Below are 13,238 nucleotides of genomic sequence, written 5' to 3' on the forward strand. Positions count from 1 at the left end.
CTAACTACCAGTCCTTCTCAATACGCCCCTTCACATTACCCGCTTTTTTCTTCTTCAGTTTGTCCTGCGTATTCTTTTCCTCATTCTTCAGCGCCTCCAGCATTCGCTCTGCATCCTCCTTGCTCAGTTTATCCGGTTGCGGGGACTGACCATCCTGCTGCTGATTCTTTTTATCCCGATTGTTCTTATTGTCCTTTTTATCCTGATCCTTCTTATTCTCGTCCTTGTTCTTTTTATCCTGGTCCTGCTTGTCCTTATCCTGTTTGTCTTTATCTTTATCCTTGCTTTTGTCCTTATTCTTATTTTTATCCTTGTTCTTATCCTTATTTTCCTGCTGCTTCAGCTTCTCCATCGCATAAGCCAGGTTATAGCGCGTCTCCTCATCCTTCGGATTGTTGATCAGCGCTTGCTTATACGCTTCTACACTTTCCTTCAATTTCTTAGACTCCAGTAAAGTATTTCCAAGGTTATGGTAAGCCCCTGCTTTGAGTGTCTTATCTTTCGCATCTCCGGCGATTTCTGTAAACTGCTTCACCGCATCGTCATATTTCTTTTGCCGGTAAAAGGCATCGCCCAGGTTGAAATTTCCTGGAACAGAAACCTTGGATTGCTCCAATGATTTACGGTAGCGCTCCTCAGCCTCCGCATATTTTTTTTGCCCGTACAGCTTGTTCCCTTCCTGCACATACTTCTTGTCCTTCTGTGCAAAAAGCAACCCGCAATCCAATATCCCTATCAAAATAATCGTCAGCCGCTTCATCATGATTCAAACAAATTCAACTCGCTTAACTTCCTGTTCTTTCTTGCTGAGACAAAAAACTCAACCACCAGCAACAGCACTGCTAACCCTATGAAAAACTGAAAACGGTCTTCATAATCCTTAAACAACTTACTGTTAAAAGATTTCTTCTCCATTTTAGCCACTTGATCCAGTACCAGGCCCAGACCGCTGTTCGCTTCTGAAGCCCTTACATAAACCCCGTCACCTGCTACAGCCACTTCCCGGCACATCTCTTCGTTCAGCTTTGTCACCACTGTTTGTCCCTGCTCATCCTTACGGAAACCTACAGGCTCACCGTTCTGGTAAACCGGTACCGGCGCTCCCTGGGGAGAACCCAATCCGATCACATGGATCGCAACACCCCCGGCAGCCGCCCGCTTTGCAGCACCTACCGCATCATCCTCATGGTTTTCGCCGTCCGTCATCAAAATCATCGCCTTACTGCCACCATTCACAAAGTCAAAAGACTTCATTCCCATATCTATCGCCGCACCGATCGCAGTACCCTGGGTAGGGACAATATCCGTAGTAATGTTGTTCAGGAACATCTTCGCCGCAGCGTAATCCGTAGTGATGGGAAGCTGCACGTACGCTTCTCCCGCAAAGATGATAATACCAACACGATCGTTATGCAGGTTATCGATCATCTGGGAAATTGCCCGCTTGGCATTCTCCAGCCGGTTAGGCGGGAGGTCGCCAGCCATCATACTGTTAGACACATCCAGCAAGATCATCAGGTCAGCCCCATTACGCTTCCCTTCCTCAATCTTCGTCCCGATCTGCGGATTCGCCAGCCCGACTACCAGAAAAATGTAAGCTGCAAGCCCTAAGGCAAACTTAATCACCGGCCTGCTAAACGATACTTCCGGCATCATCTTCAGCACCGTAGGCCTTTTACCCAGCCTGGCTAGCGCCCGGCGCTGCCAGCTGCGCATCAGTACAAAAACGAGTACCATTAGCGGCACTCCGGCCAGTGCCCATAAAAACCCTATATGTTCAAAACGCCACATAACCTCAATTCAAAGCTCCTTTAAACCATGTATTCCTCAGCAAAAACTCCAGCAACAGCAATACCAGCGCTGCAAGCGCAAGCGGCAGGAAACGTTCCGTCTTTTTGTGATACGAAGTCACTGCAATCTTCGCCTTCTCCAGGTTGTCGATCTGTGCGTAAATCTGTTTCAGCTTCGCATTATTGGTCGCCCGGAAATATTGACCGCCAGTGATCTTCGCGATATTCGACAACGTCGCCTCATCAATCGTTACCGGCACCTGTTGGTATTGGGTCCCGAAAGGCGTCTGAACCGGATAAGGTGCGTACCCCTTCGTGCCGACACCTACCGTATACACACGTACGCCCATCTGCTTCGCGATCTCAGCTGCAGTCGCAGGAGGGATCGACCCTGTCGTATTCGAACCGTCCGTCAGTAAGATCACAACCTTGCTTTTCGCCTCACTCTCCTTCAGGCGGTTCACGGCGGTGGCCAGCCCCATACCGATTGCAGTCCCGTCCTCAATCATCCCGTTCTTAATGTCCTTAAACAAATTGATCAGTACGTCATGGTCTATCGTCAGCGGGCATTGCGTAAAGCTCTCACCGCTAAACACCACGAGCCCGATCCGGTCACTTGGCCTATCCTTAATAAAATCAATCGCAATCTCCTTGCCCGCCTCCAGCCGGTTGGGCTTCAGGTCCTCAGACAACATACTGCCTGAAATATCCGTTGCGATAACAATATCGATCCCTTCCGTCACCGAATCCTGCCAGCTCAGTGCCGACTGAGGCCTGGCCAACGCCACGATCAGCCCCACCAGCGCCAAAGACTTCAAAACAATCCCATAGTGCCGCATTGCGCCGTAACCTCGGGCACCCGCCTTCAGAAAACCTGCTACCGAAGATACCTTCAGTACCCCCTGCAACTGACGCTGCTTCCAGACATACCAGGCCACCATCAGTGGTACCAGTAATAAAAGCCAGAAAAAGCCTTTGTTGGCAAACTCAATATCCTTAAACCACATCATTCCCAGCTCCTTTCATGGCCTGAGGGATAAAAGCACCCTTAGTATCCTCAACAAATCGCATTGCCCATTGCATACATAGTGCATTCTCAGTACCAACTGGAATCGCCTTTGCAAACTTCACCAGGTCTGCCTGCACGAGCAATTCCCTAAGCGACGTACGTGATGCGCCCGGCAATTCCTTTCCTTCCAAGCTTTTCAATATCTCATCTGTCGTCTGTTCCTGAGCGTGGATACCATACCTGCGCTCCACATACAGCCTGATAATGTCAGTTAGTTCAATATAATAACCCTTCACCTCACCCTGTTGCCATAAATTCCTTCCATCCAATGCCTGTAACTGTTCAAGTGCCAGTTCGTGGGCAGGTTTCTCTGGCTCCGCCTTCTGCACCACAACAGGTTTTTCCCGCATCAGCTTCTTCCGGTATAGCCAGAATACGACCAGCAAAGCGAACACCGCCAGCCCGATCACCAGCCAATGCCAGTTGTCACGCAACCAGTCTATGAACGTGTAAGACACCGAAATAGGCTGCTTAATGTCATAGATTGCTTTTGTGGTATCCACCGCCACACCCTTCACCTCCAGAGGCAAGGCTTCCGTAGTAAATGTTTTGTCGCCGCTCCTGAAAGTCTGCGCAGGCACTACCTGCACACCAGGTTCAAAAGCCGTGATTACATAGCTCCTGCTCAGCAACCGCGCACCGCTCTTATCCACCGTTGTATCCGTAGGGCCGGCTAAAACGACCAGCACCTTTGAAGAAAGTGTATCCGTCAGCAAGGGAAAGCTTAGTTCCGTCCCCTTAGGTACCGAAGCAGTCAGCCTTAACACCGTCTGATCACCCATCAATATGCTCGCCTTGTCCAGCTTAGCGGCCACCTTCACTTCCTGCGCTTGCCCGCCCAAAGCAACCACCAGGAAAAACCCAAGCAAAGCACCCCATCTCATCTCTTTGCCCCCCTTTTTTTAAACAAAGTCATCAAAGGCTTTACATAAGATTCATGCGTACCGATCTGCGTAAAGTCAATCCCCGACCGCTTAAAGGTATTCTCCAACCGGCCTTTACGTTCCAGCGCCGCCACTTTAAAACCATGCCTCACCTTTTTGTCACCCGTATTCACCCAAAGCAACTGCCCCGTCTCCTCATCATGCACGGGCACCAATCCCAGATCAGGGAACTCCTCCTCATGTACGTCAAACAGCCGTAGCGCCACCAGGTCATGCTTCTTCCCTGCAATTTTCAGTTCATTTTCAAAACCTGCGCCTGCATCATTCCTATGATTACCTCCATTTATAAAGTCAGAGATCAGGAAAGCCGTGCAGCGCTTTTTGATCGCACCCGTGAAATACTGCAGCGCCTGCGCAATATCCGTTCCTTTATGTTCTGGTTTAAAATTGATCAGCTCCCGGATGATCATCAGGATATGCGAACGTCCTTTCTTAGGCGGAATAAACTTCTCCACGATATCGCTGAAAAACAGCACCCCAACTTTATCATTGTTCTGAATCGCCGAAAAAGCCAGTACAGCACACAGTTCCGCGGCCAGTTCCTGCTTCACATATTCCTGGGTACCAAAGCCTTTGGAGCCGCTCACATCTACCAGCAGCATTACCGTCATTTCCCGCTCCTCGTCAAATACCTTGACATAAGGATGGTTAAACCGCGCGGTCACATTCCAGTCAATTGTACGGATCTCATCACCCACCTGGTACTCCCGCACTTCGCTGAACGCCATACCCCTGCCCTTAAATGCTGAATGGTATTCGCCCGAAAAGATCTGGTTGCTCAGCCCACGGGTCTTGATCTCAATTTTCCTGACCTTTTTTAAAAGTTCTTTAGTATCCATTGCTTAGGGTACTTCAACCGCATTCAATATTCCGGTAATGATCTTCTCTGTAGTAATGTCTTCCGCCTCAGCTTCATAAGTCAGGCCGATCCTGTGTCTCAGTACATCATGGCAGACAGCCCGTACGTCCTCAGGGATCACGTATCCCCTGCGCCTTATGAATGCATAAGCCTTAGCCGCCAGCGCCAAGCTGATCGAGGCCCTAGGCGAAGCCCCAAAGCCGATCAGATTCTTATAATCGGCCAGTTTATATTGCTCCGGGAAACGGGTCGCAAATACAATGTCTATAATATACTGCTCAATTTTCTCATCCATGTACACATCACGTACCACCTTCCTTGCCCTGATGATGTCGTCTGTTTTCAGGATTGCAGTCGGCTTCGGCATACCCTGCGGGGCGATATTCGCCCGCATAATACGTTTCTCGTCTTCACGCTTCGGATAATCGATGACTACCTTCAGCATAAAGCGGTCCACCTGCGCTTCCGGTAAAGGATAAGTACCCTCCTGTTCAATCGGGTTCTGCGTTGCCAGTACCAGGAAAGGTTCCGGCAAACGGTAGGTCTCGTCGCCGAGCGTCACCTGGCGTTCCTGCATTGCCTCAAGCAAGGCACTCTGCACTTTTGCAGGCGCCCTGTTGATCTCATCCGCCAGGATAAAATTAGAGAACAACGGCCCCTTACGTACCACGAACTCTTCCTTCTTCTGATTATAGATCATTGTGCCCAGCAGGTCTGCAGGCAGCAGGTCAGGTGTAAACTGGATACGGCTAAAACCAGCATCAATTGTCTTCGCCAGCGTATTAATGGCCAAAGTCTTTGCAAGCCCCGGAACACCTTCTAAAAGAATATGCCCATTGGCCAGCAGGCCGATCAGCAGGCGTTCCACCATATACCGCTGCCCTACGATCACCTTGTCCATTTCCAGGAAAAGCAAGTCGATAAACGCACTTTCCTTTTGTATCATTTCATTCAGCGCACGGATATCAGTCCCGTAAGATGCCTGTTCCGATGCAATAGTTGATTCCTCCATTTTTTACTCAAATTTTCCTGCGAAAATTAGAAAAAGCGAAAGTATCTTGCAAGCCTCCGAAAGCACATTCGTGTTAAAAGATGTTAAAGTCGGGGGCGCTTTCGGCGACCGATGAAGATAAAGACATTAATCTCCGCAGAATGTTACACTTCAGGCTTTGCATATAAATTCCTATTTATATCTTAGATGGTTATAACCTCAAACCAAATGAATATTAAAAAACTATTTGCCGTTTTATTACTAAGCACTTGTGCAATGACTGCCTTTTCACAGGAAAAGGGGACTTTCGAAATCGGCCTTATCGGAGGGCTCAACCTGGCAACTGCACAGAGTGGTTCGCTGACCAATAGCAGCAGCAAGATTGCATTCAACGCCGGTGTTTCAGGAGATTATTACTTTTCCGAGAAATGGAGCTTAAGAGGAAAACTGACCTATGATCAGAAAGGCTGGAATAAAGGATATATTGCTGCCAACGACAAGATTTACCAGACAGATTACACTTACAGTTACCTGACCATACCGGTGATGGGCAATTTCCATTTCGGCAAAACCAAAAACTGGAACCTTAACCTGGGCCCATACGCCGGTATTCTGCTGAGTGCCAAAGAGTCAGCGCTCAATACAGACCTGAAGTCGTTTTCAAGTTCTTTCGATGCGGGTATGGCCTTTGGCCTGGGTGTCAAGATACCGGTTGCCGACAAAATCAAGATCCTCCTGGAAACTGAACTTCAGACTGGTTTTCTCGATATTATCAAAAACAACCAGGGAAGTGCGATCAAGAATTCAAGGGGCGCATTCAATGCCGGTCTTATTTTCGCTCTGTAATTGTAAGCACACGATCGGACATAAAATGAAAAGGCCGGGAATATCCCGGCCTTTTCGATCCACTGGTAAGTGCAGTAATTCCAGATACTTCTATTGGATCACTTTACCGTCTTTATCAATATTGATTGAGGTAGTTTCCTCACCTTTCTTTGCATCGATCTGGTAATAAGTAGACTTATCTGCCTTAGTAACCAGGAATGCTGCCGCGGGAATCCATTCTTTATATTGATCTGACTGCAGGGTTGCCTTCACCGAATCGGGCAGATCCTTGAATTCTACAGCGGTTTTAGTAACACTATCTTGTTGGGCGGTAATCACTACCGGGTTAGAAACTTCGTTTGCCTTTACTGAAGCCAATCCTGCTACTGCAAGAAACGCGGCTGATAAAATGAGCTTTTTCATAACGTTTTAATTTTAATTGTTAAAGTATCCAGTTAATTACGACATGAATAGCTACAGAATAGTGCCACAAAAGCCATATATCCACAAAAAACTAACTGTCAATATCTTACAAAAAACACATCAAATTTGAATGTGGAGAAAACGGGCAAATTGTAGCGGTATGCCGCAGACTTGCCGCCAACAGTTTAAGATTTTACTTAACATTGCAAAAAAAAGAACACTATGCTGGTACACCATGTATTATTTTGGCTGAAAGCCGATACCACTGATTCCCAAAAGCAGGATTTCCGCAAGGGACTGGAATCCCTGCGAAACATTGAAACGGTAAAAACCTTCCATATCGGAACACCTGCTCCAATTGAAAGGGCCGTAGTAGACACTACCTATACTTTTTCACTGACCCTGTTTTTCGAAGACCTGGCAGGACACGACGTTTACCAGGTGCACGATATTCACCAGTCCTTTCTTGACCAGTTCAGAGCTTTGTTCGACAAGGTCGTGATCTATGACGCGAATTAAGCTTACTGGCAACAGCACGGGGCAAGCCATATTCCCCCCTATTTCACTTCCAGAGCTATCAAACTGCTGTTCCTGCTCCCCTGGAAAGGTTCGGTACGTATGGAGAAGATCAGTTTAAATTTACCCGAAGATTCAGGGGCGGTCACCGCTCCCTGAATTTCAGCCGATCCGCCTGGCTGGATGACCACCCCTTCCAGGTTGGCAGGGAACTCATAGAAGTTGCCTGCCACACCATCTTTCAGGTAACCGTATTCCAGCCAGCATTTCCATTTGCTGCCTTTATTGTCCAGGCATACAGGTAGCTGATAAGGGTTGCTGATTTTCAGTCGCAGTTTGATCATCTGTCCTTTTCCTGCGACCTGCGGAACCGTGGAAACCGGCTCAACGGATAGCTTCTGGTACATGCGCACATGATCAAGCTTTTCCCCGTAAAAAACCCCTTTATCAGTTTTAATCATATCTTCAGATCCCCCGCCCGCACTTTGTTCCCTGATCAGATATGCAGTCTTATTCTGAAGGCTATCTTCCAGCGGCCAGATGTCATACTGGTTGCGACGATAATAACGGGAATTATAAGCGAAACCTTTTGTGGATCGGGTGTAATAATTATAACGTGACGGCATCTGAAAGGAATTGAGAAAGATTACCGGAAGGTCACCCCCCTTTTTCTTGATCTGCTCCGCCCATTTTCTATTATTAAAATAATAAGCGACTACATTGATCTTCTGTAAAGCAGAGACAGGTACGACAAGGATAAGACGGACAATGATAACCAGCAGGATATTGCCCGCAGCCAGCCATTCGAACCAAAATAACCTGCCTGTTTGATCCGCCGGACGCCTGGAAAGATGAACATACGCCAGAATGAACAGGCAGATCATCCCCGGTAATGTCCAGTGTGCTTCTACCCTTCCCTTTAACGTACTGATCAGAAAGAAGATAAAGACACCTGCATAATTAAATTTGATTGCCCTCAAAAAAAGATCGGGATGTTTCTGAACAAAGTCAGGGACAGGTGTGCTTGAAATGTTTTTCCGCGCAGCTAAAGTGTAAAGGTACCAGCCCAGTAAGGGGCCTGCCAACGCAAGCTGGGCAAACAGATAATCCAGGGTAAAGCTAAACCGGTAAGGCGCAGCCGACCGGTCAATCACATGGTAATAAAAGGATGGATAATTTTGCTTAACCTGCCACCAGATATGTGGCAAAAATAATAAAGAAGCCAGTATTGCAACCAGCCAGAATGAAGGGCGGGCAAGCAACCTGAAATTGGACAATACCGTAAAACCGATAACCAGTATTGCATGGTATTTGCTGTACAGCATCGCTGCCGACACCAGCGCGAGCAGAAAAGCCCATGTCAACCGGTCCTCCTGCTGATAACGCTGAAAGAGATAAAAAAACAGGACGATAAAGAACCCGAGCGGGGCATCTGGCGTAGTAATGAAGCCGTAAACATGGAATAAAACAATACCAGAAAACAACAGGATAAATAACCTGGGCCTCAATGCATAAGGTTTTACGATCAGCCACAATAGCCAAACCGACCACGTACTGGCAATAACGGTTATCAATCTTAACCCAAGGGTATTGCTCAGCAACATATCGCCGGCCCTGATGAACAAGGCGACTGCAGGCGGATGGTCAAAATATCCCCAGTCGGGGAAGCGGGAATAAACCCAGTAATAAGCTTCATCTGCATGCACTTCAGTGAAGGCTGCCTGCAAAAGATTGACTACTGCCCATATGGCAATAAAGATCAGTACGGTAAGCTGCTGTTTTTTTTCCTTGCCTGAAGACTCCATTGTTAATGATTTAGTCAACTGTCAGGCAAAAATAGGCTTATCCGGTAAATGTGTAGAGGTAATTTGCAAAGAAGTTCCAGATCGCCACTGCGCCAATCGCAAAGATCTTGGCCAGGTAGAAATTCCATTTTAGTTTTTCACTGAGCAAAAAAATGATCAGGTTACTAAGAGCAAGCCCTACAAGTGCGATCACAAAAAACTTTCCAAACTGCAGCAGGTATTCGGGATCCTGGTTGTGAAAGGTCCAGTTCCGGTTCAGCAGGTAATTAGAAGCCGTTGCTACCAGAAAACCCAGTGAATTCGCCACATAACGGTGTACCCCCAGTTTTTCCTTGAAGATATAGGTAACACCGAAATCTACGATCAGCCCTGAAAAGCCTACTGCTCCGAACTTCACGAACTTCAAAATAAAGCCTTTATCGGACCAGGAGGCCAATATTCCTGTCATTTATATTCTTTTTTTCAAAAATAGGATATTGACCGCATAAGTTTGCCGCTATTGGTTATTTTTGTTAGGATAACCAAAGGGAATAAACCAGGGCATTGATTAACCTTTTCAGATACCGTACACCACGAAAATACGCCACCGAATTTGCTGAGGTCAGTAGCCTTACCAACATCCGGCAGGTCAGGGTATTGGCTACAACATTCCTGCTGATAGCTGCTGCCATCCGTATTGCTTCTCTTTTCTTTCAGAAAGACCTTATTGAAGTACCTAACTTCAATGAATACAACGTTAGTAATATCTTCCAGATGACGGGCAGTTTTATCTTTCTCCTGCTCTCAAACTTTGCGCTGAAGTCATATCAGTGGCGGCGCAAACAGCGTGACCTGTTTGTTACCGCCTTTGCCCTGTTTATATTAACGAGTACGTTTCTGGTTAGTTATATTTATTCTCAGCACAACACCAAGAATACACTGACTGTATTTCTTATCGGTATTGTAGTGATCAGCCTGTTCTTTTCCCTGGAAATAAACCGAATTGCCCTGCTTTCTGTGTACATAACTGTCCTGTTTGTTACCGGTATGGTTTTGCCCGGAGAACTGGCCATACGGGAGCAAGTCTTTAATGTCGTAGCTGCTGTAATACTGGCCAGTGTATTGTTCATCTGCGCGAGGTATAGTTATTACTTTAAATCCGAACATTTTATTCAATTGAAACAGTTACAGGAAAAAAATGCGGAGATATTTAAGCTGAACCAGCAGAAAAGCGAAATACTGGGTTTTGTAGCTCATGACCTTCGTGCGCCCTTAAACAACATTGAGGCCCTGAGCAACCTGATGATCAGTGAAAAAGGTGACGCCCCGGACCATCAGCCGCTTGAAATGATACTTAATTCTGCGGTACAGGCGAAGAACATCATTAATGACCTGATCGAGGTGATACAGGAAGAAAGGCAACCGATTATTGTAACCAGGACCGATATGGTTACTTACCTGAAGTCACGTTGTACAACATGGGAGGCAAATACCGGCCAGACAAGAAGGATTGGACTGACGATTGAAAAGCAGCCTTTGTTTGCCTGCATCAACGACTCCAAATTCAGCCGGGTATTGGATAACCTCATAACCAACGGGCTTAAATTCTCTCCGGTAGACAAACCCATGCAAATTACTGCCGCGGTCAAAGACAACAAGTGCGTTATAGAAGTCTCAGATCAAGGCATCGGGATACCTGAACACCTCCAGGACAAAGTATTCGATCAATTTTCTAAGGCGGGAAGACCAGGCCTTAAAGGAGAGAGCTCGTTGGGTCTGGGCTTACACATCTCCCGTAACATCATCAGGGAACACGGTGGTGATCTTACAATGAAAAGCAAGGAAAATGAAGGTACTACGTTCACCATCTCCCTGCCGCTTAGTTTAGCCTGAACTTATCGTTGCTGATCTTTACTACGTTAGAAGTAAAAACAATGCCTACAATGAGTATCCCGATTACAATGGCCAGGGCAACCTGCAATGTAGAGTAAAGCTTGCTGCCAGATACCATAAATGCAGAGCTGCGAAGTAGTTCCTCGCCTACTTGCTTCTGTATCGACATGAGTTCTGAAAGTTTACGTATGGTCTGGTCTATGGATGCCCTTCCAGTACTTTCATAAAGTTTCCTGGCACGTTTAAGGTCGTGGCCTGCAATAAACTGAAGGAGCTTCGCTTCCACATTTGCGTTATGACGTAGCCACTTGTCAAGTTCCGGCAACTGTGCTTTTTCCTGCTGTACGAGAAAAGTTCTTTTGTACTTGCCCACCAAACTGTCAATTGCCGTATTGAGGCGAGTAATACTGTCTTTCATCCGCCACGCATTTTGTTGCGCTAACGGCGCATAGAGCATAGCTTCCAGCATGGATTTTTTTGCATTTGCATTTTCCGCAATATAAAACAGGTCAGTAGCCGGAATGAGCCGGTCATTGTAAAGCGATACGAAAGATTCGTTCATACTTTTTACACTCTTGTCTTCCAGGACGCGGATCAGTATCGTGCAGGCCATAACAGCAAATAGCAATATGGCGATGCGTATTTTTTGTTTTATGGAGTAGGCAAATCTCATTTGCTTAGGTTTTTATCTGACAAGCTGGTTCACTGACTTACTCTTCCGCAGGCGTAGTAAAGAAGGTTTGGGCAAAATTTACTAAAAATAATTCGCTTTTTGCCCTGGTCACACCGGTATATAACCACCGCAGAAAGTCAAGATCAACCATATCGTCGTTAAGATAGCCCTGGTCTACAAAGACCGCATCCCACTGCCCACCCTGTGCTTTATGGCATGTAACAGCATAAGCAAACTTAATCTGAAGTGCATTGTAATAAGGATCTTCCTTGATCGCCTGGTAACGCTCGCGTTTGTTGCTGATGTGGGCATAGTCTTCATTAAGCCCTTCAAAAAGAAGGTTACTCTGCTCCTGCGAAAGGTTAGGGCTTTCAACTGTCAGTGTATTGAGCATCACCTTACAGGTAATTTCACCCGCTTCCGGGAAATCGATAAATTCAAGGCTCACCTCGCAAAAACGAAGGCCAAAACGTTCTTCTGTTCTCCGTACGCGCTTAATGACCGCCATATCGCCATTGGCGATAAAATTTGCGGATTCGTTTTCAGGGAGCCAGAAATAATTGTTCCTGACCACCATGATCTGGTCACCTCCGGTTAGTTCCTCTTCCCGGTAGAGTAGCCTAGCCCTGATCTGCTGGTTATAGGTGTTGGCCGATTTATTAGAGCGACAAACGACCAGCGTATTTTCAAGTCCGAACTTATGATAGGCATATTCCAGGCCCTCCACCAGTCTGATACCGTTCATACGGAAAATATCTTTATAATTCTTAGTGATGAATTTAGGCAAGCCGATCTTTTCATGTGGTTTCCGTTCTTTGGTGACGAGCTTACGGAGCATCGTTGCGTTGGCCAGGATGCCAGACTTCTTTTCCTGACGTACGACTTCCCTCAGTACGGTCTCCGTGACCTGCAGTCCCAAAGCCGATTCCAGGTAAGCGGGGTTCAGCGCAGGACTGTCCAGACTACCGACCGGGGGAAGCTGTGCCGAATCCCCCACGAACATCAGCCCGCAGTTCTTACGGTTTCCTACAAATTCGATCAGGTCCCGGAGCAATGAAGAACCACTTTGCATATTGAGCTCATCAGAGATCATCGATGCTTCATCGACTATGAACAGGGAATGCTCGGCCAGGTTTGGCGCCAGCTGAAATGACATGTCCGTGGCAACAGCCGATTTTTTGCGATAGATCTTCTTGTGTACAGTCAGCGCCTTTCTGCCTGAGTACATTCCCATGACCTTGGCCGCGCGGCCGGTAGGCGCCAGCAATACCGAACGCAGCCCAAACTGCCGCAGCGATTTCACCAGCGCCCCAACTGAAGTTGTCTTTCCGGTACCTGCGTAACCCTTTAGTACAAAACACCTTCCGTCCAGGGGTGTAGAAAGGAACCTGGCCATTGCTGTGCAAAAGGCAAGTTGTTCTTCAGTAGGGCTAAACCCGTAGGCACGGGCAATCTGGCTGGCATGGTGCAT

The 13,238-nt window shown here is 47.1% G+C and carries 14 protein-coding genes; 3 read left to right on the top strand and 11 right to left on the bottom strand.

The genetic code is table 11. The features are described 5' to 3' along the window. Positions 1-4 precede the first annotated feature (4 nt). Genes P2W84_RS03450 through P2W84_RS03475 form a run of 6 tightly spaced genes read right to left on the bottom strand, consistent with a single transcriptional unit; the run spans position 5 to position 5,563 of the window. Entirely contained in the window at positions 5-763 is a 759-nt protein-coding gene (locus tag P2W84_RS03450) for a tetratricopeptide repeat protein (protein ID WP_276088707.1), read from the bottom strand. Continuing rightward, on the bottom strand, positions 760-1,791 hold the full coding sequence (locus tag P2W84_RS03455; protein WP_276088708.1) for a VWA domain-containing protein: 1,032 nt from the start codon (positions 1,789-1,791) through the stop codon (positions 760-762). Before P2W84_RS03455 ends, P2W84_RS03450 begins: the two co-directional genes overlap by 4 nt. Positions 1,792-1,795: 4 nt before the next feature. Continuing rightward, entirely contained in the window at positions 1,796-2,800 is a 1,005-nt protein-coding gene (locus P2W84_RS03460) for a VWA domain-containing protein (RefSeq protein WP_276088709.1), read from the bottom strand. Further along, positions 2,787-3,743: a hypothetical protein gene (locus tag P2W84_RS03465; protein WP_276088710.1), complete on the bottom strand. Its 957-nt coding sequence runs from the start codon at positions 3,741-3,743 to the stop codon at positions 2,787-2,789. The genes P2W84_RS03460 and P2W84_RS03465 overlap by 14 nt, the downstream gene beginning before the upstream one ends. Continuing rightward, a complete protein-coding gene (locus tag P2W84_RS03470; protein WP_276088711.1) occupies positions 3,740-4,642 on the bottom strand; it encodes a DUF58 domain-containing protein in 903 nt (300 codons plus the stop codon). The genes P2W84_RS03465 and P2W84_RS03470 overlap by 4 nt, the downstream gene beginning before the upstream one ends. Positions 4,643-4,645: 3 nt before the next feature. Next, entirely contained in the window at positions 4,646-5,563 is a 918-nt protein-coding gene (locus P2W84_RS03475) for an AAA family ATPase (protein ID WP_346348947.1), read from the bottom strand. Between the two features lie 318 nt (positions 5,564-5,881). Between P2W84_RS03475 and P2W84_RS03480 the strand changes: the two genes are divergently transcribed. Continuing rightward, positions 5,882-6,499 (top strand): porin family protein, encoded by a 618-nt coding sequence (locus P2W84_RS03480; RefSeq protein WP_276088713.1) that lies wholly within the window; start codon positions 5,882-5,884, stop codon positions 6,497-6,499. 90 nt (positions 6,500-6,589) lie between these two features. On the opposite strand, the gene P2W84_RS03485 is transcribed toward P2W84_RS03480, so the two are convergent. Beyond that, positions 6,590-6,901, bottom strand: coding sequence for a hypothetical protein (locus P2W84_RS03485; protein WP_276088714.1), 312 nt, complete (start codon positions 6,899-6,901; stop codon positions 6,590-6,592). 222 nt (positions 6,902-7,123) lie between these two features. Between P2W84_RS03485 and P2W84_RS03490 the strand changes: the two genes are divergently transcribed. Then, positions 7,124-7,420: a Dabb family protein gene (locus P2W84_RS03490; protein ID WP_276088715.1), complete on the top strand. Its 297-nt coding sequence runs from the start codon at positions 7,124-7,126 to the stop codon at positions 7,418-7,420. Positions 7,421-7,458: 38 nt separating this feature from the next. Here the strand turns inward: P2W84_RS03490 and P2W84_RS03495 are convergent, their stop codons facing one another. Continuing rightward, a complete protein-coding gene (locus tag P2W84_RS03495; protein WP_276088716.1) occupies positions 7,459-9,222 on the bottom strand; it encodes a glycosyltransferase family 39 protein in 1,764 nt (587 codons plus the stop codon). A gap of 37 nt (positions 9,223-9,259) precedes the next feature. Then, entirely contained in the window at positions 9,260-9,670 is a 411-nt protein-coding gene (locus P2W84_RS03500; RefSeq protein WP_276088717.1) for a GtrA family protein, read from the bottom strand. A gap of 95 nt (positions 9,671-9,765) precedes the next feature. On the opposite strand from P2W84_RS03500, the gene P2W84_RS03505 reads away from it, so the two are divergent. Next, the gene (locus P2W84_RS03505; protein ID WP_276088718.1) at positions 9,766-11,094 is read left to right on the top strand and encodes a HAMP domain-containing sensor histidine kinase; all 1,329 of its coding nucleotides are present in this window, start codon (positions 9,766-9,768) and stop codon (positions 11,092-11,094) included. On the opposite strand, the gene P2W84_RS03510 is transcribed toward P2W84_RS03505, so the two are convergent. Together P2W84_RS03510 and P2W84_RS03515 are read right to left on the bottom strand one after the other, a co-directional pair. Further along, entirely contained in the window at positions 11,081-11,767 is a 687-nt protein-coding gene (locus P2W84_RS03510; RefSeq protein WP_276088719.1) for an MCP four helix bundle domain-containing protein, read from the bottom strand. The two genes, P2W84_RS03505 and P2W84_RS03510, sit on opposite strands and share 14 nt — an antisense overlap. Before the next feature lie 37 nt (positions 11,768-11,804). Further along, complete coding sequence (locus P2W84_RS03515; RefSeq protein ID WP_276088720.1) at positions 11,805-13,238, bottom strand: AAA family ATPase; 1,434 nt, start codon at positions 13,236-13,238, stop codon at positions 11,805-11,807.

The organism is Pedobacter sp. JY14-1 (assembly GCF_029269825.1).
Classification (GTDB): domain Bacteria; phylum Bacteroidota; class Bacteroidia; order Sphingobacteriales; family Sphingobacteriaceae; genus Pedobacter.

Bases quoted from the DNA above. Each gene is read 5' to 3' on its own strand.
- P2W84_RS03450 (WP_276088707.1), bottom strand. From the start codon at position 763: ATGATGAAGCGGCTGACGATTATTTTGATAGGGATATTGGATTGCGGG.
- P2W84_RS03455 (WP_276088708.1), bottom strand. From the start codon at position 1,791: ATGTGGCGTTTTGAACATATAGGGTTTTTATGGGCACTGGCCGGAGTG.
- P2W84_RS03460 (WP_276088709.1), bottom strand. From the start codon at position 2,800: ATGATGTGGTTTAAGGATATTGAGTTTGCCAACAAAGGCTTTTTCTGG.
- P2W84_RS03465 (WP_276088710.1), bottom strand. From the start codon at position 3,743: ATGAGATGGGGTGCTTTGCTTGGGTTTTTCCTGGTGGTTGCTTTGGGC.
- P2W84_RS03470 (WP_276088711.1), bottom strand. From the start codon at position 4,642: ATGGATACTAAAGAACTTTTAAAAAAGGTCAGGAAAATTGAGATCAAG.
- P2W84_RS03475 (WP_346348947.1), bottom strand. From the start codon at position 5,563: ATGGACAAGGTGATCGTAGGGCAGCGGTATATGGTGGAACGCCTGCTG.
- P2W84_RS03480 (WP_276088713.1), top strand. From the start codon at position 5,882: ATGAATATTAAAAAACTATTTGCCGTTTTATTACTAAGCACTTGTGCA.
- P2W84_RS03485 (WP_276088714.1), bottom strand. From the start codon at position 6,901: ATGAAAAAGCTCATTTTATCAGCCGCGTTTCTTGCAGTAGCAGGATTG.
- P2W84_RS03490 (WP_276088715.1), top strand. From the start codon at position 7,124: ATGCTGGTACACCATGTATTATTTTGGCTGAAAGCCGATACCACTGAT.
- P2W84_RS03495 (WP_276088716.1), bottom strand. From the start codon at position 9,222: ATGGAGTCTTCAGGCAAGGAAAAAAAACAGCAGCTTACCGTACTGATC.
- P2W84_RS03500 (WP_276088717.1), bottom strand. From the start codon at position 9,670: ATGACAGGAATATTGGCCTCCTGGTCCGATAAAGGCTTTATTTTGAAG.
- P2W84_RS03510 (WP_276088719.1), bottom strand. From the start codon at position 11,767: ATGAGATTTGCCTACTCCATAAAACAAAAAATACGCATCGCCATATTG.
- P2W84_RS03515 (WP_276088720.1), bottom strand. From the start codon at position 13,238: ATGCACCATGCCAGCCAGATTGCCCGTGCCTACGGGTTTAGCCCTACT.